This window comes from Haloarchaeobius iranensis, from assembly GCF_900103505.1.
Taxonomy (GTDB): Archaea; Halobacteriota; Halobacteria; order Halobacteriales; family Natrialbaceae; genus Haloarchaeobius; species Haloarchaeobius iranensis.
The window spans coordinates 23,179-41,997 of sequence record NZ_FNIA01000006.1; the positions used below are offsets into that span (position 1 = coordinate 23,179).

Below are 18,819 nucleotides of genomic sequence, written 5' to 3' on the forward strand. Positions count from 1 at the left end.
TGCACGCGATGGTTGCTCACGACGACCGCTGACGACGGGTTCGGCCGCGTGGACACAACGGTGACGCACCGCGCCCACACGCACTGCCTCTCGAATCTTTTTACCTCCCGCGGCCCCTGTCAACCGGGTATGGTACGGTTTCGACTCGACGGCGTCTACGGTGGCTGGGAGGCAGCGGTGACCGGGCCCTCGGACCACGTGGAGTTTGCCGTCGCGACCGACGACGACACGGTGTACCAGGGCTACGGCTCCGTCCACTCCCTGCTACGGCTCTACGACCTCGCCCGGCTCGAACGAGCGGTCCACCCGCAGTTCCTCGGCTACGACGTGGCCGAGCGCGGTGGGACCGTCCTCGTCGACCTCCAGATGGGACACCTCGAGACGACCTACGACGAGCTCCAGGCGGCCATGGAGCCGTTCCTCGCCGAACTGTTCGAGACGATGGACGGCCAGACCGTCGGCGAGCGTGCCGACCACATCGCGACGATACAGGAGCGCGAGCTGACGCTGGTCGACGTCGACGCGCTGTACGACCGACTGGTGTAGCGTGGCGCTTTTGCCCACTGCCGGGCAACGGGAGGTGTGAAGCTCCACGTCCGGTACGAGGGCGACGACGACCCCGACAAGTGCACGGCCCGGAAGCTCGCGAAGTTCGACCTCGCCGAGTTGCACCGCTCGAACCGGGCGACCCCGTACGGGCTGGTCCTCGACCCGCACGCGGAGCAGGCGCTCTCGCCGGCTGACGACCCCGACACCCTCGTCGCGCTCGACTGCTCGTGGGAGAGCGCGGACGTGGATGCGTTCGACCTCCGCGGCGAGCACCGGGCGCTCCCGTTCCTCGTCGCCGCGAACCCGGTGAACTTCGGGAAGCCGTTCGCGCTGACGACCGTCGAGGCGCTGGCCGCGGCGCTGTGCATCCTCGGCGACCGCGACCACGCCGAGCGCCTCCTGGCGAAGTTCACCTGGGGCGAGACCTTCCTCGAACTCAACGAGGAACCGCTGCGGCGCTACGCGGCCTGCGCCGACTCGAGCGAGGTCGTCGCGGTCCAGGACGACTACCTCGCCGACGAAGCAGAGTAGCGAACAGACGGCACGCTTCCCGTACGCAGGGGTGTGCCGTGCTCCCGCCTCGGCCCCCGCGCGACCGGACTCAGGTCACGGCAGGTCTGGCTCCGGCTTCGTATTTGAATGATTGCTCAGCGATGGTTGCCGAGTCTTCACCACCCGCGCGCGGCTGTCTCGGAATCGCGGAGCGATTCCGATGGTCAGTGAGAGCTTACTCTCGCAGTGGATGAGCGAGGGAGACGCGACCGCCAGGGAGCGTCTCCAGACGGAGCGGCGAGCGATGCGCGGTTCGAAACGGGCGAAGCGAGTGAGAACCGCGAGGCGAACGGGGAGCGAAGCGACCCGTGAGCAAGCAAGCCGTGGAGTGCTGCGACCGAGCGAATCGGCTGGGGAGGCATGAGGTGCGTCAGCAGTGACGCCGATCCCGTTCGACCACACAGCTCAAAAAAGTCGCGAACGCACTCGGAAACGCTTTTACGCGCAGCACGGTGTAGGGACGAGTATGGCACGATTCGAGGCTGCGGAGAAACGGTCGCTCGAGAAGATGATCTGCATGCGCTGCAACGCGCGGAACCCGAAGCGGGCGGACAAGTGCCGCAAGTGCGGCTACAAGAAGCTCCGACCGAAGGCGAAGGAAGCGCGCGCCGCATAATCGCAGTCGTCTTTCTCGTCTCACCAGCGCCGGGAGTGACGACGCTCGCGCGCTGGGTGGCGGCTACTCGTCGGGGTACTTCGGTTCGCGCTTCTCGGCGCGGGCGAGCGCCGTCTCGATCACGTCGTGCACGTCGCCGTGGAAGGTCTCGCCGTGGCCGGCGTACATGTGCTCGGCGGTGTCGGGGGTCCGCTCGAGCAGGGTACGGATGCTCTCGATGAGCCGTTCGCGAGACTGGCCGGCCATGTCGGTCCGGCCGAAGCTGCCGTAGTCGAACGCGCCGTCGTCGTGGACGACGACGTCGCCGCTGAACAGGCTGGTGCCGCTGACCAGGGAGACGTGGTCCGCGGCGTGGCCGGGCGTGTAGACCACCTCGAAGCGCTCGTCGCCGACGACGAGATCGTCGCCGTCGGTGATGGCGTGGGTGCGTCGCGGATGGTCGCCGTAGGCGTAACAGTCCGGGTCGTCGAACGCCTCGCAGACGGCGTCGAGCTGGGCGACGTGGTCGCCGTGCTGGTGGGTGAGCACGACCGCGTCGAGGTGGTCGGTGTGCTCGCGAACGACCTCGACGACGTCGTCCATCGCCCCCGCGTCGACGAGTACCGTCCGGTCGCCGACGGCGAGGTACGCGTTGCAGGTGAACGTCGCCGCGCCGGCAGTGACGTTGTGGACTTCCATACCCCGCCGTACGACAGCATCACTTAAGTGCTGACTGGAGCCTGCAACGGGTACGAGAAGTTTCCAGTAGACATTCCCGAACGTGATTCGAACGGGGTTTCCGCCGTGGTTTTTTTGAGTCCTGCACGATTATTGTACAGTGTATGGGTTTCGGGAGCTACGACGAATCGGAACAGGACAACCAGAGCATAGACACAGACCTCGACGAAGAGTCGGTCGATTCGCGCGAGAGCGACCACAAGGGACGAATCGAGTTCGAGAACGGGGCGAGCAACGACGAACTCATCGACCGACTGAAAGACATCAAAGACGACGGCTGACGGGATGAAAGCCGGCGTGCGGGCGGTGGGCATCGCCGAGTCCACGCAAGGCGGCGTGAGCACGCTCGCCGGCGTCGTCGTCAGAGCGGACCGCACCGTCGATGGCCTCTCTTTTGGGACGTGCACGGTCGGCGGGAGCGACGCGACCGGCGCCGTCGTCGAGACTGTCGAACGACTCGGCCGCGAGGATGTCCGCTACGTCGTCCTCGCCGGTATCGCGCTGGCGTGGTACAACGTCGTCGACCTCCACGCGGTCCACGACGCGGTCGACCGGCCGGTCCTCTCGGTGACGTTCGAGGCGAGTACTGGCCTCGAATCCGCTATCGAGGATGCCTTCGACGGCACCGCACGCGACCACCGCCTCGAGGTGTACCGCCGCCAGCCGTCGCGAACGCCGGTCGGGGTCAACGGCGAGACGGTGTACGTCCGCGCCGTCGGCGTCGACGACGGCGAGGCCTGTGACGTGGTCCGTGCGTTCACGCCCGAAGGGGGACGGCCGGAACCGCTCCGTGTCGCCCGGTTCGCCGCTCGCGCCGGCGACGCACTCCGACGGCAGTAGTCGGGGGCGGTCGGCCCCAGAGCGTAGCGGTTAGGTGGGCCCGCCACACGTGAAGGCGTATGGAGACCATGGACGGGCTTGAGGTCCACGACTGCGAGCGCTGTCCGGCGCTCTGTGACTCGCGCAGCCGGATCGTCAACGGCGTCGGACCCGCCGACGCGGACGTGCTGTTCGTCGGCGAGGCTCCCGGCGCGAACGAGGACGAGCAGGGCGAGCCGTTCGTCGGCCGCTCCGGCGACGTGCTCACCGAGGCGCTCCGCGAGGTCGGTCTCGACCGGGAGACCGTCCGCATCACCAACTGCGTGCGCTGCCGACCGCCGGAGAACCGCGACCCACACACGGCAGAGCTCGCGAACTGCCGGCCGCACCTCGAGCGCGAGATCGACCTCGTCGACCCCGAGGTGCTCGTCACCCTCGGGAAGGTGCCCGCCGAACACCTGCTCGGGCGTTCCGTCGCGGTGACGAACGAGGCCGGCGGGGTGACAGACGTCCGCATCGAGGGCGAGCCGCGGCGCGTGCTGGTCTGTGTCCACCCCGCTGCGACGCTGTACGACCCGAGCCAGAAGGAGACGTTCGTCTCGGCGCTCGAAACTGCTGCCGACCTGGTCGGCGGTCGCGAGGAAGGGAGCGACGGGCAGTCCCGTCTCGGCGAGTTCTAGTCCTTCTTGGGGTTCTCGGTCCCCAGCCACTTCTGGGTGTCACCCAGACCGCGGATGATGTCCAGCAGCCCACGCCCCTCGTTCTCGCCGGGACGCATGTACGACCGGATGCGCGACGAGAGCATCTCGACGGTGAGCACGATGGCGATGACGACTATGATCCCGGCTGCCGCCTGCGGGTACGCGCTCGGCGTCCCGAACGCACCGAGGCTGATCTTCGCGTCGATGTACTGCCCGATGCCACCGACGCCGACGACCCCGAGGCCGATGGCGATGCGGGTGTTGATCTCGAGGACGTACAGCGTCCAGGCGACGTAGCCGTTGTACACCTGACTCAGCATCCCGAAGATGATCGTCTGCGGACGGGACGCGCCGGTCGACCCGACGGCCTCAATCGGGCCGTCCTCGACCTCCTCGAGCTCGTCCGTCAGCAGCCGCCCGAGGTTGCCGATCGTGTCGGTCCCGATTGCGAGCACCCCGGTGACCGGGCCGAAGCCGGTCAGCGGGACGAAGATGAGCGCCCAGATCAGTGCTGGCACCGCACGGATGGTGCTCATGATGCCCCGGAACACGAAGTTGAACGGGAACGGCACGACCCGTTCGGACCCGAGGATACCCAGGAGGAGCGCGAGGGGGAAACCCAGAACCGTCCCCAGGAACCCCATGATGACGGTCAGGACGGCCGCGCTGACGAGCACACTCGCCTCGCCCAGTTCGGCGTTGAGGACCGACGAGACGAACCACTGCGGGTGCAGTATCGTCTGGACGATGGCGTCGAGCCCGCCGATACCACGCTCTTTTGTCTGCGACGTGAGGTCGACGAAGTCCGGCGGGAAGAAGCCCCCGAGGAACTCGGTCCACCCCGGCAGGTTCCGGTAGAGCAGCCCGACGGTGAGCTCGACGAACCACAGCCCGGCTGCCGTCACCGCGAGCAGAACGAGGATTCCGGCCAGATAGAGGAGCTGCCGGTTCCGGGAGGCGCGGTCCAGCTGTGCGAGCTTCTCTCGAATCCGGCCGTCGTCTCGTGGTGAATCTTCTGTCGCCATGTTAGATGTGCTGGATTCCTTCGTCGCTCTGCACCGTCTCGTCGCCGTAGTAGATACGGTCGACGACGTCCATCGTCAGTTCCTCGCGGTCCCCGTCGAAGATGAGCTCGCCCTCGTTCAGGCCGATGAAGCGGTCCCCGAACTCGCGGGCGATGTTGACCTGGTGGAGGCTCACGATGGAGGTGAGGTTACGGTCCATCGCCGCCCGACGCATGTACTCCATGACGTCCTGGGCGGCCTTCGGGTCGAGACTGGCGACCGGTTCGTCAGCGAGCAGGAGCTCCGGATTCTGGGTGAGCGCACGGGCGATGCCGACGCGCTGTTGTTGCCCGCCGCTCATGCTGCTCGCACGCTGGTCGGCCTCCTCGAGGAGGCCGACGGTGTCCAGCGACTCGAGCGCCATCTGCTTGTCCTCCTCGCGAAAGCGGTTGAGGAGACTTCCGACCGTTGAGGAGCGACTGAGCGCACCGGAGAGAGCGTTCTTGTACGCGCTGAGCCCCTCGACGAGGTAGTGCATCTGGAACACCATCCCGACGTCGCTCGTGGGCATCGCCTCCACGAGCTGGCCGTTGAACTCGACCGTCCCCTCCGTGGGCGTCGTGAGGCCGTTCAGTATTCGAAGCAGTGTCGACTTCCCGGCTCCGGACGGGCCGAGCAGGACGACGAACTCGCCGTCAGAGATTTCGAACGAGACGTCGTCGAGTGCGACTGTGTCGCCGTAGATTTTCGATACGTTGTTGACGGAAATCGTTGCCATTGTGCGGTGCTAAAACGAAATTGGATTTCGACCGGTTCTACCCGAAGATCTCTTCGCCGTAGCCGAGGTTCTCGGCTGTATCGACGACCGGCTGGTACGTGTCGACGCCACGCTCGCGGACATCGTCGAACCACACGTCGTCGTCGGTGTCAGCCTCGCCGTCGGCACCGTAGTACATCTCGTCCGGTGCGTCGGTGAACGCGGTGATGATCGCCTCCTTCTCGTCGTCGCTGAGTTCGGGCGAGACGACGATCGGCGCGCGGGGAATGCCGCTGCGCTCCGCGACGACCTGCAGGTCTTCCTCGTTCGCGTAGTAGGCGAAGTCGCCGACGCCGGCCGCGTCGACCTGTTCGTCGGCTGCCGCGTTGGACGCCTCGATGTGGGTCGTCCACTGCGGGTTGAAGTCCGCGCCGGTCGCAGAACCGGGCTCCTCGGGGAGCGAGAGGTCCGTCTCCTCCTTGATCATCGCAAGCGGGTAGAGCGACCCACTCGCGCTCAGTGCGTCGGCGAAGGCGATGTCGGCACCCTCGAGGTCCGCGGGTTCAGTGATGTCCGAGCCCTTGGGGGCGACGATGAAACTGGAGTACTCCCAGCCGCCGAACGCCTTGCGCTGGAGGATGATGTCGACCTTGCCAGAGTTGACGCCGAGTGCGGCGGCGAACGGCCCCGTCTCGGCGACGTCGGCGTTGCCGCTGTTGAGGCCTTCGAGCGTCGCGCCGTAGTTCTCGGAGTAGCGCATCTCCATGTCGTCCTCACCGATGGGGTCAAGCTGGTCGACGAGGTGCTCGCCGATCGGCTCGTACTGTGCTGTCATCTGGTCCTGTGGCTCGGTCGGGGACATCAGGAACGTCAGGCTCCCGTCGACGTACGGGTCGCCCCCGAACGAACCGATACAACCAGCGGTACCCACCATCCCAGCCGTGGTCGCTGCGCCGGCGGCCTTGAGGAAGTTGCGTCGACTTTCCATAGCGAATCAATTCATAGTTCTTGATGTTGCTATTAAAAGTTCCTAATCTATCTACATAGAACTACGTAGGTCACAGTCTCGACGTGTCGAGACGCCTCGACGCGGCAGTTCTACGCACCGATGACACGGCCGCTGGTGGTTTCGATGTTCATCTGGCAACACAGCCGCGGGAGCGGACGCTGGGCGTCAGTGAAGGAGGAGCCAGCAGGGGTCCATAGTCCGTGTGCTATGTAGACAAGGAGCCGCGTTCTCCCCCGGGGGGTCGAGCAGCAAAATGAGCGACGCGGTGCCCTGGACCGAACGTCGCTGAAGCGAATCGCGCCGGGGCGAACGTGACCGGAACGGAAACGCACTTGCGCCGCGATGGTGAACGACTCCGTATGAGCACGCAGTCGCGGCCGCGCGAGCAGGAGACGCTCGCGGACATCGTCGTGGTGGACTACGGACTGGGGAACCTGCGGAGCGTCTCCCGTGGTCTCGAACGGGCCGGCGCCGCGGTCAGTATCGAGAGCGACCCCGAGGCGTTCGGCGACGCTGACGGCGTCGTCCTCCCGGGCGTCGGTGCGTTCGGCGAGGGGATGGAGAACGCCGAGTCGGTACGGGACGCCCTCGTCGAGGTCGCCGAGTCCGACACGCCGCTCTTTGGCATCTGTCTCGGGATGCAGATGCTGCTGACCGAGAGCGAGGAGGCCGAACGCGAGGGACAGGGCGACGTGAAGGGACTGGACCTGGTTCCGGGCCGGAACGTCCGCTTCGAGGCGGGCCAGACGGTCCCCCACATGGGCTGGAACGACCTCTCGGTCCAGCGCGAGCACCCCCTCGTCGAGGGCGTCGACGGCCGCTACGCATACTTCGTCCACTCCTACTACGCCGTCCCGGACGACGAGGGTGCTGTCGTCGCGACGACCGACTACGGCGGTTCGTTCCCGGCCATCGTGGCGAACGACGACGGCACCGTCTTCGGCACGCAGTTCCACCCCGAGAAGTCCGGCGAGACCGGACTCACCATCCTGCGGAACTTCGTCGAGCTCTGCGCCGAGTAGGCGAGTACAGCATCATCGCCGCCAGCTTCTCCGTGGGTGCGACGTTCGTCTGCGACCTGACCGTCGCCAGAGCGTAGCGTCGTATCGGCACTCGACCGGTCGCGTATCGAACTGGTCCCCGGCGGACATCGACCGACCAGCAGCCGTAGCAGGGCGAGCCACCGGAGCACAGCGATAGCACGTGGCACGCCGGCTCCGTACGCGTGTAAGGGCCTGCCATCGATATGGATTCGAACCCCGGCTGTAAGATTCCGCAGGGCGACCTGCCAAAAGGATAATCACTGGGAAACGTTCAATTCTCCAATAATGTCTCCCGAAGACACCCGACGCCGGTCGTTCCTGCTGACCGGGGCGACAGCCCTGACCGGTGGCCTCGCCGGCTGTACGGGACTACTCGAAGAGTCCGACCCCGAAGAGGGGACGGAGAATGGTACCGCAACCTCGACGCCGACGGCCGCCCCGACGGCGACCCAGGAGCCAGTCGAGCTACCCGTCGAGGGCGATGCGACGCGCATCGAATACGGTGCGAGCGTCTCGGCCGAGCTCACGGCGAGCGCACCCTCCGACTCCGAGTTCGAGGGCCACTACCAGCCCTACACGTTCGTCGGGTCGGCCGGCGACGTGGTGCAGATTTCGATGACCTCGCCGAGCGGCGACCCCTACCTCTTCCTGCTCGACGCTGAGGGGAACGTGCTCGCGGAGAACGACGACTCTGAAGGCCTCAACTCGGCAATCAGCGGGGTCGAGCTGCCGGACGACGGTGGCTACGTCATCCTCGCCGGGAGCTTCAGCGACACCCTCGACTTCGAGTACCAGCTCTCGCTCACCACCGTGCCGTCCGACCTGCGCTCTATCGACGTCGGCGAGACCCTGACCGGGACCATCGACACCAGCGACCCGCAGAGCAGCCAGTTCAACGGCTACTACGAACCCGTCACGCTCGAGGTCGGGAGCGAGACGTCGATGAACATCTCGCTGAGCTCGGCGAACGGCGACACCCACCTCTACCTCCTCGACCCCGACGACAACGTCATCGCGGAGAACGACGACTTCAGCGGTCTCAACTCGTTCCTCCTCGGCGTCACCCTCCCCGAGGCAGGGGAGTACACCATCGTCGCGGCGAGCTTCGAGCCGGAGGAGACGTTCACCTACGAGCTCTCCGTCTCCGATGCGACCGCGACGCAGTCCATCTCCGTCGGCGAGACCATCGAGGGCGAGCTCAGCAGCGACGACAGCCAGCTCCCGGCGCTCAACGGCTACCACGACTTCATCGACCTCGACGTCGGCAGCGACGTCACGGTCGACATCGAGATGAGCTCGGACGCCGGTGACACCCTCATCGCGGTCCTCGACGCGGACGGCAACGTCGTCACGGCCAGCAACGGCCCCAACACCGGTATCCCGCGGCTCGCCGTCCCCGCGAACAGCGAGTACACCATCATCGCCACCAGTGCCGACCCGAGCGCGACGTTCGGCTACGAGCTGTCGGTCACGGAGAGCGGCGAGCTGCCGGATCTGCGGTCTATCTCCGTCGGCGAGACCAGGACCGGTGGTATCGACACGGGCGACCCCCGCGAGGACCGGTTCAACGGCTACTACGAACCCGTCACGCTCGAGGGCGAGGCCGGCCAGTACGTCGACATCGAGATGACTTCCGAGCCGGGCGACACCTACCTCTACCTCCTCGACCCGAGCGGACAGGTCGTCGCGGAGAACGACGACTACGACGGCCTCAACTCGCGCATCGAGTACGAGCTGGCCGCCTCCGGCGAGTACACCATCATCGCCGCCAGCTTCTCGTCCACTGCCACCTTCGAGTACGAGCTCTCGGTCAGGCAGGCCTAGAGGAACTCCCGGACCTCCGAGTACCACATGTCGTGGTGGTCCATCGCGCCGACCCGCTCGGCGATGGGCACCGCCAGGGCGTGCCAGCACAGCTCCGTGGGGTCGTCCGGGTCCAGGTTGTACTCGGCGTCCTTGCACGTGCAGCCGCCGTCCTCGACGATGTACTCGTCCTCGTAGCCGACGACGACGGTGAAGTCGCGGTACCGTTTCACACGGCCTTCGGAGACGGCCTCGATGGCGTGCTTCCCGCGGTCGCCGTGGACATCCATGATGGCCTCGACCGCGTCGGGCGTCAGCTCGCCGGCGTCTTCGAGAGCCGCCTGCCACTCCTCGACGGCGCGCTCGCGGTCCTCATCTGTCACGCGAGCCACCCGGCGGCGATGCCCTCAATCACTGTCCCGTCGTTCGGTCGGAGGTGTGAAAACAGTTCGGTCCCGGCACCCGAAGGCACTTATCGGAAATCACCGTTGGTCAGGGTATGCCTTCCAGACGGCAGTTCCTCGGAGCGACCGCCGTCGTCGCCACGGCCGGCTGTCTCGGCAGCTTCGATACGGGCGACTCGGAGTCCGACGGGACACCGACCACGACGGCCGCACTCGCCACCGGCGAACGGACCCGAGGTGAGGCCGACCGCCTCACGTTCGAGAAGACGGTCACCGCCGACCGGTACGAGTACGTCGAGTCGAACGACACCGTCCGATATCCCGCGACGACCAGCGGCTGGGACGACCCCGAGTACGGGTACGAACCGTTCGACGAGTGGGTACGGGTCCAGTGCGCGGAAGCCAGGGTCGAGGCGGTGTTCGACCGACTCGACCGTGGATTAGAATCCACGGCGCACGTCTCGGTGGGGTTCGGTCGCGACCCGGGTTCCGAGGAGTTCTCCGTCTTTGCTGAACACCAGACCTACCGAGACGACGCAGGCACCGTCGTCGCGGAGCCGGACGTTCCCGTCGGGGCTCTCGTCGTCGAGACCCCGCACAGGGTCGACGCGCACGTCGAGTTCGCGGAGCGGTCGGGGAGCCGCTCGTTTCCGGTGTTCGTTCGGCGGGCCGTCCTCGACGAGACGTGGATCGAAACCGACGAAAGCTCCGCTTACTGTTCCCGAAGATGTTTAATGAACATCACCGTTGGTAAGAATATGCCCTCCCGACGAACGTTTCTCGCCAGCGTCGGCACCGTCGTTACCCTCACGACGGGGTGTCTCACGACACTCGATTCCGGAGGGACTCCAACCACGTTCGAACCCGGACACCGGGTGAGAGCGGAAGGTGAACCAGTGACGACCGAAACGGAGATCGAGGACCCCGAACTGGAGTACATCGAGTCGAACGACACGGTCCGCTATCCGGAGAAGAAGTCCGGAGAAACGATTGTCGAGTACGGGTTCATTTCCTTCGATGAGTGGGCCCACAATGAGAGCTGGCACTTGGCACGAGACGCGGTAGTGAATCAATTTCGACCGCCATTGTCGGACCGAGAGTACATTTATGTTTCATCTGAAGAGGAGCCGAACGAACAGGAAGATGTCGTGGTCCATCATGTGACCGTGCAAGAGGAGTCCGATGAGACGGTACACGAGCCTGAGGTGGGCTTTTTCCGTCTCCTGAGTGAGACTCCGCGTACGGTTACAGCAACGGTACAGTTTGCTGGACGAGGGGTGACGAACGAACACCGAGTATTTGTGAAAAGATATAGCCAAAACGACAATGAATAGATTCTAGAATTGAAACTTGGGAGCTAGTGGTAGAATCCGTTATACGTGTTCTCAACTGCTTCAGCAGTATTCCCGATATCTACTCCGTTTTGGTAATAAAATTGATTAATGATGCCGAGTATATACGCCCCGTAACCGTCTTCGGATTCTGCAAATATCAGTCCACCAGAATCACCGCATTCCACATCCGCTGTAAACTTGATTTGTTGTGTTCCACCCCCATTATTTTCGTCGTATTCTGTAATTTGAGACGACACTCTCTCCAGGACATTCCCCTGTGCATAGACTGTCTCCCCGGTTGCTTCGTATGTATTCTGGATGCCCTGATCTGTTATCGACCCATAGATATCGTAATCTGTCGTCGTGGTCGATGGATGCCGGATTCTACGTTGTGTGTTCTGGCTATACGTTCTTAGTAGCGCGTAGTCACGGTCAGTCGTGTCAATTTTATCGAGCACATAGCCATCAGGCGAGTCTAAATCTGGATTTCCCCAACTGGGGTTTGGCTCGCCGGCTTCGGGTGCTTGGACACAATGTCCTGCTGCGATCAAACAGTATTCACCATATTTGTGGTGGTAGAAGGTGCCGTTGGCAGTTCCAGGATCTCCATCGGGCCATCCCCACACACAGCAGCCTGCTGGAATATCGGACCAGTCGTGGATGTACGAGGGGGGAGTATCGTCATTGTCACCACATTCGGTCTGTGCTGCTCGCTCTACCTGAGTTCGACTAAACCTCACAGGAATTCCTTTTCGGGTAGCGGCCCATTCGTCTCGACCCACGGTTATTTCAAGCGTATTTGGGAGGGCCTCCGCTACAGATTGAGCCGATGCATGCGGAGTCACTTCCGACCCACCCGAATCAGAAGCTACCGGATACCGAACGACAATTTCGTACCCAATTGGACTCTGGTCTGATTCGACCTTATGGGCGTTGAGTTCTGGTGACCGGGGAAATTCTTGTCTTAGGAGTCGATAAATTCTGCTCTGGGCTTCGGATGCGGTTTCGACTCGTATCCACTCGTCGCGAGAAATAGAATTGTATATTGGTTCTCTCCTGATTGGATTCCCGTCGTCGTCTTCTACCACTCTCAGGCGCTCTACGTATGAGACTTCTTCAGACGGATCCCCCATTGCAGAGACCAGTCCCTCTTGGGTGCCAAACCGGAGGCATGATGTCGAGATTCCGATTGCTGAAGCTACTTTCATAAATCGACGTCGCCCCATTCGTTCAAGTTTCGAACCTCTCAACTTCATGAATTTCTAATAGCCAGTACCAATAGTGCCTACAAACAACTTGTGTTCGTGGAGAGCGGAGGTAAAACGACCACATCGCATCCCTTTTCGCCCACCGCCGCGCACGAACCCGCATGGACGTCACGGAGGGCAACGTCACGGTCTCGGTGCCCGCACAGGACGGCGAGGGCACCCACGAGTCGGTCTTCTTCAACCCGGTCCAGGAGTTCAACCGCGATCTGACCGTCGCGGTCCTCCGGGCGTACCGCGAGCACGAGGAGCGCGCGGACACCTATCTCGACGCGATGACGGCCTCGGGAATCAGGGGGGCCCGGGCCGCCGCCGAGGGCTGGAACGTGACCTGCTGTGACGTGGACGAGGAGGCCGTGGAACTCGCCCGGGAGAACCTCGCACGCAACGACCTCGACGCCGAGGTGGTTCACCGGAACGTCAACGCGCTCATGCACGAGGACTACTTCGACGTCGTGGACCTGGACCCGTTCGGCACGCCGATGCCCTTCGCCGACGCCGCCTTCGCCAACACCCGGGACCTGCTCTGCGTCACCGCGACGGACACCGCCCCGCTCTGTGGCGCGCACTTCGACTCCGGCGTGCGCTCCTACGCCGCCGTCCCGCGCAACACCGACTACCACGCCGAGATGGGCGTCCGTATCCTGCTCGGCGCGCTGGCGCGGGCCGGCGCACGCTGGGACACCGGCATCACGCCGCTGCTGACACACGCGACGAACCACTACGTCCGCACCTACCTCGACCTCTCGGGGCGGGCGACCGACGCCAACGAGAGCGTGGACGAACTGGGCTTCCTCCACCACTGCGAGGACTGCCTCCGGCGCGAGCCCGAGCAGGGACTGATACCCCACCCACCCGAGACCTGCCCCCGCTGCGACGGCAACCGGGTGCTCACCGCCGGGCCGGTCTGGCTCGGCCCCTACCGCGACCCCGAGTTCGTCGCCGACGTGCGCGACCGGGTCACCGACGACATGGGCACCGCCGACCGCGCGCAGGACCTCTGTGATACCCTCGAAGCCGAGCTCGACGAGCCGAGCCACTACGACCAGCACCGCCTCTGCAAGCTCTGGGGCCGCGGTGCCAGCGGGATGGACGAGTTCCTCGACGCGCTCCGGGAGTCGGGGTTCGCCGCGTCGCGAGCGCACTACGGCGGCACGACGTTCAAGAGCGACGCGTCGATTCCGGAGATGGAAGCGGCGACCGAAGATCGCTGACCGGCTGGGCGTCCGTTGCTCGGCCGGACAGCTGGCCGAACCGAGCGGTTCCAGGGCGAACCCGAGCCACAGTGGCGACGGCCTTTTTGTGGGAGTCGTCGTACCCGTACCCGTGTCACTCCCGCCAGCTATCCAGCGCGTCCGGTTCCTCGTCACGGCCGTCGTCACCATCGCTCGCGACGAGCAGCTGACGTTCCTCGCGGCGGCCATCGCCTACTACGCGTTCGTCTCGCTGTTCCCTCTCGCGCTCCTCGTCGCCGCCGTGGCGACGGCACTCGGCGGCGAGGCGCTGGCGACGGACGTCGTCGGGATGGCGAGCGAGACGCTCACGCCCGCGAGCCAGGAGGTGCTGCGGGACGCACTCGTCGGCAGCGATGGGCGCAGTGGCGCGACCATCGTCGGGCTCGTGGTGCTGGTCTGGAGCGCGCTGAAGGTGTTCCGCGCCATCGACCGGTCGTTCTCCGCGGTGTACGGGCAAGGGCTGGAGGAACCGCTCGCCGAACAGCTCGTGGAGGCCGCTATCGGGCTCGCGGCGGTCACGCTCGCTGGCACGGTCGCGGTGGGCGTCACGGTGGCCGTGAACCTGGTCGACCTGCCGTACGGGAATCTGGTCGGGGCGGTCGTCACCGTCGTCACGCTCGGGCTCGTGTTCTTCCCGCTGTACTACCTCTTCCCGCACGCCGACGTGAGCGTCGAGGAGGCACTCCCCGGGTCGGTGTTCGCGGCGGTCAGCTGGGCCGTTCTGAGCTTGGTCTTCTCGGTCTACACGACGGAGTACGCGACGGCCTACGCGGTGTACGGCGTCGTCGGCGGCATCCTGCTGCTGGTGACGTGGCTCTACCTCGGAGCACTCGTCCTGCTCGTCGGGGCGTCGCTGAACGCCGTGCTCGCGGGCCGCAGTCTCGCGACGGACGACCTCGACGCGAGTCTCGACCGGCACCTTCAAACCGCGGGCCTGCGACAGGACGAAGCGACAAGGAACAGCGACGATGCCTGAGGACGAGACGGACGACCCCACCGAGCAGGGCACCGACGCAACCGAGGACGACGACGCACCAGCGAGCGAGGAGGGCGCGGGCACGGAGCAGCCCGCGGGCGACGGCGCAGACGACGCCGACACCTCCGACGACGCTGGCGGCGTGGGTGGCGACGAGCCCGGCGATGGGGGTCCAGACGGCGACGGCGGCACCGGCAGCGGTGGCTCCGGCGACGACGACGACCGGACCGACCAGATCGACCGGCTGTACGAGCGGCTGGCCGAGCTCGAGGACGAGGTCGAGGGCAGCCGCGCGAGCAAGGACTCCGTCGCCGACCTTCGCGAGGAGCTCGACGAGTTCGAGGACGACGTCCAGTCCCGTACGGTCGACCGCGACGAGATGCGGAGCGAGCTCAAGCGCTACGTGCGACGGAAGCTGCGTCGCGGCCACGCCCGCGGCTGGGGCCCGTACGTCGTGCTGCTCTACGGCACGGTGATGACGCTGGGGCTGCTGTACACCCCACGACTGCAGGGCGACGGCTGGGTGGTGCTCGCGATGATCATCATCTGGCTGTCGACGCTCGGGCTGTACGTGCTGTTCGTCCTCTTCGGGCTGACGTTCTCCGTGCTCGGCATCCCGGGACGGCTCCGGGACCGGGTGCAGGAGTGGCGGTCGAGCTAGGCGGCGCTCGGAGTGTGCGGCGACGCGGCGGAAAAACGGATTCGTGCGGACTCAGTACTTCTCGAGGTACCGGTCGATCTCCCACTGGGAGACGTCGACGAGGTAGTCCTTGAACTCGGCGCGCTTTGCCTCGGTGAACTTCTCGTAGACGTGCTCGCCGAGTGCGCTGGCGACGACCTCGTCCTCCTCGAGTGCGTCGACGGCCTCCCCGAGGTTGGTCGGGAGCGTCTCGATGCCGTACTCCTCGCGCTTTGCCTCGTCGAACTCGTAGATGTTCTCGCGGATGGGGTCCGGGCAGTCGAGGTCCTGCTCGATGCCCTCGAGGCCGGCGTGGATGAGCGTCGCGAACGCGAGGTACGGGTTACACGATGGGTCCGGGAAGCGCGCCTCGATGCGGCTCGCCGCCGGGACGCGGGCGGCGGGCTTGCGGATGAGCGCGGAGCGGTTCCGGTCGGACCACGCGACGTACACCGGTGCCTCGTAGCCCGGCACCAGGCGCTTGTAGGAGTTCACCGTCGGGTTCGTGACGGCGGTGATGGCCGGCGCGTGCTCGAGGATGCCCGCGGTGAACTGCTTGGCGGTCTCGCTCAGGTTGAACTCGTCGTCGTCGTCGTGGAACGCGTTCTCGCCGTCCTCGGTGAACAGCGAGAGGTGTGTGTGCATCCCGGAGCCGTTGATGCGCGGGATGGGCTTGGGCATGAACGTCGCGTGCTGTCCGTGTTCGGCCGCGATGGCGCGGACGACGGAGCGGAACGTCGCGACGTTGTCGGCGGTCGAGAGGGCGTCGTCGTACTCGAAGTTGATCTCGTGCTGGCCCTCTGCGACCTCGTGGTGGGAGGCCTCGATGTCGAAGCCCATCGACTCCAGCCCGAAGATGATGTCCTTGCGGACGTCGCTCGCGAGGTCCTTCGGGGCGAGGTCGAAGTAGCCACCGGCGTCACTGGTCTCCGTGGTGGCGTAGCCGTCCTCGTCCTCCTCGAACAGGAAGAACTCCGGCTCGGGGGCGGCGTTGACGGTGTACCCGAGCTCCTCGGCGCGCTCGATGGCACGCTTGAGGACGCCACGCGGGTCGCCGGAGAACGGCTCGTCGGTGGACGTGTTGATCACGTCACAGATGAGCCGGGCCGCCGCGCTCTCGTCAGTGTTCCGCCACGGCAGGATCGCGAACGTCGTCGGGTCGGGGTCGAGCCGCATGTCCGACTCCTGGATGCGAACGAAGCCGTCGATGGACGACCCGTCGAAGTAGATCCCCTCCTCGAACGCCTTCTCGGCCTGGCTCGCCGGGACGGAGACGTTCTTGACGGTCCCGAGGATGTCCGTGAACTGGAGCCGCAGGAAGTCCACGTTCTCTTCCTCGATCTGTTCGAGCACAGCTTCCTCCTCCGCACTGAAGTTTCCGCTTGTCATCTTTCTGGTCAGCTAACCCAACTATTGCCAGTACTAAAACCCTGCTGTTATACGCAAATCTCGGGAGCAGCATGCGGAATTGGATGTTCGTAAACTTCTAATGTCTGGGGGCGTATCGTAGATACAATGACGTACGAAAATCTCGACGCGAAGTTGGTGAATGCACTTCTGGACAACGGCGACGCGAGCCTGCGGAGCCTCGCCGAGCAGCTCGACGTCTCCGTGACGACGGTCTCGAACCACGTCTCCGCACTGGAGGACGAGGGGGTCATCCGTGGCTACACGCCGAAGGTGGACTACGACCTGCTCGGCTACGACGTGACCGCCATCCTCCAGCTCAAAGTCGAGGGGAGTGCCCTTCCCGACATCACCGACAGACTCCGGACGGAGAAGCAGATGGTCTCCGTCTACGAGGTCACCGGTGACTACGACGTCATCGCCATCGGGAAGTTCACCGACACGGATGGGATGAACGAGCAGATCAAGCGCCTGCTCACCGACCCCGAGATCAACGAGTCGAACACCAGCGTCGTGCTGAACTCCGTCTGCGAGAACGAGCAGTTCTCGCTCGAAGTGGACGACTGAACGACTCAGTAGTGCAGGAAGTCCCACCATAGCTCGGCGAGCGTCGGTGACCCCACGCCGCCCGGACGTTCCACGTCCAGCGTGCCGTACTCGCTGAACTCCGTCACGACGACGTAGTGTCGCCGTTCCTCGACTCTCCCGCCGTCCGGCCCCACGACCCGGTACGACGCAACCCGGTGCTCGACGATGCGGTCCACCCGCCCGGACGCCCGGTCGATGTACACCCGGATGGAACTGCCCTCGTGGATATCCGTCGCCCAGTACATCCGACGGGTCTCGTAGTACTCCTCGTGGTCCTCGATGCCCAGCACGACCGTGGACTCGTTCTCCGAGACGACCGACCAGTCGGCCGCGGACGCCCCCTGCAGGAAGACGTTCCCGGCGAACGGGAGGTGCCACAGCGAGGCCGGACGGTCCGTCGTCGCCCTGACCGCATCGGGCTCCTGGAACCGATACTCCCCGATGCTGCCCTGCTGTGGGGCGTCTTCGTCCACCACGAGCCGGCCGTCGGTGAGGTACCAGGTGCCACCGGCCGTCTCCAGTCGCGTCACGAACAGGCGGCTGTACGGCGTATACTGCGGCCGGCCGCTACCGCCGCTGCTGACGGCCCTGTCGTTGACCATCTGTGCCAGGTACTGCCGGTCGGAGTAGTCGTACAGGTGTTCGAACGCGAACGCCCGCTCGCGCTCGCTCCCGTTCTGCAGGTAGACCCGCGTGACCGTCCGGTGATCGACGTGCTGGAACGCCTCGTTGGCGGTCGCTATCATCTCGCCCGGTTCCGACTCCGTGGAGATGCGGTGTGCCGGCCCTGGGCCGTGCACGTCGGCGATACGGACGTAGGCGACGAGCCCGCCGGTGACGAGCAGGAACGCGAGGAACCCGGAGACGACCAGCCGCCAGCGAACGTCGGCCGCGAACGGCCAGCGCCAGTTCATCCGTCGGGCCCCGACATCGTTCCGAACTCGTCGACTGCGAACGTGGTCTGTCTCAGGGCGTCCGGGCTCCAGTGGTAGACATGTACTTCGCCGACAGGTTCCGGCGTCGCTATCGACAGTTGGTCGCCCGGCTCCAGCGGGAACGCCTGGCGGACCGACTCGGCCGGGGGCAGACGCGGCACCGACTCGCGGGACACCCACACCACGTCGTCGTGGTCCGGCCGCGCGACGACGACCCGCCCGGTGTTCTCGGCCGTCAGCGTCGTCCCCGAGTCGGCGACACAGCGCAGTTCCCCGGCCGCCGCGTCGCAGGAGAGGTCGACGTCGACCTGCGGCCCGGTGAAGGCGTTCGTCGACGGAGCCGACCGGTCCGGCGGGAACGCCCCACAGCCACCGAGCGTAGTCGTCGCCAGTCCGGCCAGGACGGCTCGTCGTGTCGGCATACGT

22 protein-coding genes are annotated in these 18,819 nt (G+C 65.3%); 13 read left to right on the forward strand and 9 right to left on the reverse strand.

Annotation, left to right across the window (positions count from 1 at the left end; translation table 11 throughout):
- Positions 1-129 precede the first annotated feature (129 nt).
- From BLT27_RS06485 to BLT27_RS06495, 3 genes are all read left to right on the forward strand, one after another.
- Positions 130-546, forward strand: a complete 417-nt coding sequence (locus BLT27_RS06485) for a hypothetical protein (RefSeq protein ID WP_089732232.1) — start codon at positions 130-132, stop codon at positions 544-546.
- A gap of 36 nt (positions 547-582) precedes the next feature.
- Positions 583-1,080 carry a DUF367 family protein gene (locus BLT27_RS06490; protein WP_089732233.1) on the forward strand — a complete coding sequence of 166 codons (498 nt, stop codon included), beginning with the start codon at positions 583-585 and terminating at the stop codon, positions 1,078-1,080.
- Positions 1,081-1,567: 487 nt separating this feature from the next.
- Positions 1,568-1,717 (forward strand): 50S ribosomal protein L40e, encoded by a 150-nt coding sequence (locus BLT27_RS06495; protein WP_089732234.1) that lies wholly within the window; start codon positions 1,568-1,570, stop codon positions 1,715-1,717.
- 63 nt (positions 1,718-1,780) lie between these two features.
- On the opposite strand, the gene BLT27_RS06500 is transcribed toward BLT27_RS06495, so the two are convergent.
- Positions 1,781-2,395, reverse strand: coding sequence for an MBL fold metallo-hydrolase (locus BLT27_RS06500; protein ID WP_089732235.1), 615 nt, complete (start codon positions 2,393-2,395; stop codon positions 1,781-1,783).
- 143 nt (positions 2,396-2,538) lie between these two features.
- On the opposite strand from BLT27_RS06500, the gene BLT27_RS06505 reads away from it, so the two are divergent.
- From BLT27_RS06505 to BLT27_RS06515, 3 genes are read left to right on the forward strand one after another with little or no spacing between them, the layout of a single operon-like run.
- Entirely contained in the window at positions 2,539-2,715 is a 177-nt protein-coding gene (locus BLT27_RS06505) for a DUF5786 family protein (RefSeq protein ID WP_089732236.1), read from the forward strand.
- Positions 2,716-2,719: 4 nt separating this feature from the next.
- Positions 2,720-3,274, forward strand: coding sequence for an endonuclease dU (locus tag BLT27_RS06510; protein ID WP_089732237.1), 555 nt, complete (start codon positions 2,720-2,722; stop codon positions 3,272-3,274).
- A gap of 59 nt (positions 3,275-3,333) precedes the next feature.
- Positions 3,334-3,933, forward strand: a complete 600-nt coding sequence (locus BLT27_RS06515) for a uracil-DNA glycosylase (protein WP_089732238.1) — start codon at positions 3,334-3,336, stop codon at positions 3,931-3,933.
- Here the strand turns inward: BLT27_RS06515 and BLT27_RS06520 are convergent.
- The 3 genes from BLT27_RS06520 to BLT27_RS06530 are packed head-to-tail and all read right to left on the reverse strand — an operon-like array spanning position 3,930 to position 6,703.
- A complete protein-coding gene (locus BLT27_RS06520) occupies positions 3,930-4,979 on the reverse strand; it encodes a PhnE/PtxC family ABC transporter permease (RefSeq protein WP_089732239.1) in 1,050 nt (349 codons plus the stop codon). The two genes, BLT27_RS06515 and BLT27_RS06520, sit on opposite strands and share 4 nt — an antisense overlap.
- A gap of 1 nt (position 4,980) precedes the next feature.
- Positions 4,981-5,736, reverse strand: coding sequence for a phosphonate ABC transporter ATP-binding protein (gene phnC / locus BLT27_RS06525; RefSeq protein WP_089732240.1), 756 nt, complete (start codon positions 5,734-5,736; stop codon positions 4,981-4,983).
- Between the two features lie 37 nt (positions 5,737-5,773).
- A complete protein-coding gene (locus tag BLT27_RS06530; protein ID WP_089732241.1) occupies positions 5,774-6,703 on the reverse strand; it encodes a PhnD/SsuA/transferrin family substrate-binding protein in 930 nt (309 codons plus the stop codon).
- Between the two features lie 380 nt (positions 6,704-7,083).
- Here BLT27_RS06530 and hisH point away from each other — a divergent pair, with 380 nt between their 5' ends.
- Both hisH and BLT27_RS06540 read left to right on the forward strand, forming a co-directional pair.
- Positions 7,084-7,746, forward strand: coding sequence for an imidazole glycerol phosphate synthase subunit HisH (gene hisH, locus BLT27_RS06535; RefSeq protein ID WP_089732242.1), 663 nt, complete (start codon positions 7,084-7,086; stop codon positions 7,744-7,746).
- A gap of 306 nt (positions 7,747-8,052) precedes the next feature.
- Complete coding sequence (locus tag BLT27_RS06540) at positions 8,053-9,591, forward strand: PPC domain-containing protein (RefSeq protein WP_089732243.1); 1,539 nt, start codon at positions 8,053-8,055, stop codon at positions 9,589-9,591.
- On the opposite strand, the gene BLT27_RS06545 is transcribed toward BLT27_RS06540, so the two are convergent.
- Complete coding sequence (locus tag BLT27_RS06545) at positions 9,588-9,953, reverse strand: hypothetical protein (RefSeq protein WP_089732244.1); 366 nt, start codon at positions 9,951-9,953, stop codon at positions 9,588-9,590. The genes BLT27_RS06540 and BLT27_RS06545 overlap by 4 nt on opposite strands.
- 116 nt (positions 9,954-10,069) lie before the next feature.
- Between BLT27_RS06545 and BLT27_RS06550 the strand changes: the two genes are divergently transcribed.
- Positions 10,070-11,308 (forward strand): twin-arginine translocation signal domain-containing protein, encoded by a 1,239-nt coding sequence (locus tag BLT27_RS06550; protein ID WP_089732245.1) that lies wholly within the window; start codon positions 10,070-10,072, stop codon positions 11,306-11,308.
- A gap of 23 nt (positions 11,309-11,331) precedes the next feature.
- Here the strand turns inward: BLT27_RS06550 and BLT27_RS19050 are convergent, their stop codons facing one another.
- Entirely contained in the window at positions 11,332-12,516 is a 1,185-nt protein-coding gene (locus BLT27_RS19050; protein WP_139172268.1) for a hypothetical protein, read from the reverse strand.
- A gap of 161 nt (positions 12,517-12,677) precedes the next feature.
- Here BLT27_RS19050 and BLT27_RS06555 point away from each other — a divergent pair, with 161 nt between their 5' ends.
- From BLT27_RS06555 to BLT27_RS20145, 3 genes are all read left to right on the forward strand, one after another.
- The gene (locus BLT27_RS06555; protein ID WP_089732246.1) at positions 12,678-13,787 is read left to right on the forward strand and encodes a tRNA (guanine(26)-N(2))-dimethyltransferase; all 1,110 of its coding nucleotides are present in this window, start codon (positions 12,678-12,680) and stop codon (positions 13,785-13,787) included.
- A gap of 112 nt (positions 13,788-13,899) precedes the next feature.
- Positions 13,900-14,784 (forward strand): YihY/virulence factor BrkB family protein, encoded by an 885-nt coding sequence (locus BLT27_RS06560; protein ID WP_175526405.1) that lies wholly within the window; start codon positions 13,900-13,902, stop codon positions 14,782-14,784.
- Positions 14,777-15,445: a hypothetical protein gene (locus BLT27_RS20145; protein WP_089732248.1), complete on the forward strand. Its 669-nt coding sequence runs from the start codon at positions 14,777-14,779 to the stop codon at positions 15,443-15,445. The genes BLT27_RS06560 and BLT27_RS20145 overlap by 8 nt, the downstream gene beginning before the upstream one ends.
- 51 nt (positions 15,446-15,496) lie before the next feature.
- Here BLT27_RS20145 and glnA read toward each other — a convergent pair whose 3' ends face one another.
- Complete coding sequence (glnA, locus tag BLT27_RS06570) at positions 15,497-16,852, reverse strand: type I glutamate--ammonia ligase (protein ID WP_089732249.1); 1,356 nt, start codon at positions 16,850-16,852, stop codon at positions 15,497-15,499.
- 126 nt (positions 16,853-16,978) lie between these two features.
- Here glnA and lrp point away from each other — a divergent pair, with 126 nt between their 5' ends.
- Positions 16,979-17,437, forward strand: a complete 459-nt coding sequence (gene lrp, locus BLT27_RS06575) for an HTH-type transcriptional regulator Lrp (RefSeq protein WP_089732250.1) — start codon at positions 16,979-16,981, stop codon at positions 17,435-17,437.
- 5 nt (positions 17,438-17,442) lie between these two features.
- Here the strand turns inward: lrp and BLT27_RS06580 are convergent, their stop codons facing one another.
- Both BLT27_RS06580 and BLT27_RS06585 read right to left on the reverse strand, forming a co-directional pair.
- A complete protein-coding gene (locus tag BLT27_RS06580; protein WP_089732251.1) occupies positions 17,443-18,372 on the reverse strand; it encodes a hypothetical protein in 930 nt (309 codons plus the stop codon).
- Positions 18,369-18,815 carry a hypothetical protein gene (locus tag BLT27_RS06585; protein WP_089732252.1) on the reverse strand — a complete coding sequence of 149 codons (447 nt, stop codon included), beginning with the start codon at positions 18,813-18,815 and terminating at the stop codon, positions 18,369-18,371. The genes BLT27_RS06580 and BLT27_RS06585 overlap by 4 nt, the downstream gene beginning before the upstream one ends.
- Positions 18,816-18,819: the final 4 nt, after the last annotated feature.

Coding starts and splice junctions, on each gene's coding strand:
- BLT27_RS06485 (WP_089732232.1), top strand. CDS start 130: ATGGTACGGTTTCGACTCGACGGCGTCTACGGTGGCTGGGAGGCAGCG.
- BLT27_RS06495 (WP_089732234.1), top strand. CDS start 1,568: ATGGCACGATTCGAGGCTGCGGAGAAACGGTCGCTCGAGAAGATGATC.
- BLT27_RS06500 (WP_089732235.1), bottom strand. CDS start 2,395: ATGGAAGTCCACAACGTCACTGCCGGCGCGGCGACGTTCACCTGCAAC.
- BLT27_RS06505 (WP_089732236.1), top strand. CDS start 2,539: ATGGGTTTCGGGAGCTACGACGAATCGGAACAGGACAACCAGAGCATA.
- BLT27_RS06510 (WP_089732237.1), top strand. CDS start 2,720: ATGAAAGCCGGCGTGCGGGCGGTGGGCATCGCCGAGTCCACGCAAGGC.
- BLT27_RS06515 (WP_089732238.1), top strand. CDS start 3,334: ATGGAGACCATGGACGGGCTTGAGGTCCACGACTGCGAGCGCTGTCCG.
- BLT27_RS06520 (WP_089732239.1), bottom strand. CDS start 4,979: ATGGCGACAGAAGATTCACCACGAGACGACGGCCGGATTCGAGAGAAG.
- phnC (WP_089732240.1), bottom strand. CDS start 5,736: ATGGCAACGATTTCCGTCAACAACGTATCGAAAATCTACGGCGACACA.
- BLT27_RS06530 (WP_089732241.1), bottom strand. CDS start 6,703: ATGGAAAGTCGACGCAACTTCCTCAAGGCCGCCGGCGCAGCGACCACG.
- hisH (WP_089732242.1), top strand. CDS start 7,084: ATGAGCACGCAGTCGCGGCCGCGCGAGCAGGAGACGCTCGCGGACATC.
- BLT27_RS06540 (WP_089732243.1), top strand. CDS start 8,053: ATGTCTCCCGAAGACACCCGACGCCGGTCGTTCCTGCTGACCGGGGCG.
- BLT27_RS06550 (WP_089732245.1), top strand. CDS start 10,070: ATGCCTTCCAGACGGCAGTTCCTCGGAGCGACCGCCGTCGTCGCCACG.
- BLT27_RS19050 (WP_139172268.1), bottom strand. CDS start 12,516: ATGAAAGTAGCTTCAGCAATCGGAATCTCGACATCATGCCTCCGGTTT.
- BLT27_RS06555 (WP_089732246.1), top strand. CDS start 12,678: ATGGACGTCACGGAGGGCAACGTCACGGTCTCGGTGCCCGCACAGGAC.
- BLT27_RS20145 (WP_089732248.1), top strand. CDS start 14,777: ATGCCTGAGGACGAGACGGACGACCCCACCGAGCAGGGCACCGACGCA.
- glnA (WP_089732249.1), bottom strand. CDS start 16,852: ATGACAAGCGGAAACTTCAGTGCGGAGGAGGAAGCTGTGCTCGAACAG.
- lrp (WP_089732250.1), top strand. CDS start 16,979: ATGACGTACGAAAATCTCGACGCGAAGTTGGTGAATGCACTTCTGGAC.
- BLT27_RS06580 (WP_089732251.1), bottom strand. CDS start 18,372: ATGAACTGGCGCTGGCCGTTCGCGGCCGACGTTCGCTGGCGGCTGGTC.
- BLT27_RS06585 (WP_089732252.1), bottom strand. CDS start 18,815: ATGCCGACACGACGAGCCGTCCTGGCCGGACTGGCGACGACTACGCTC.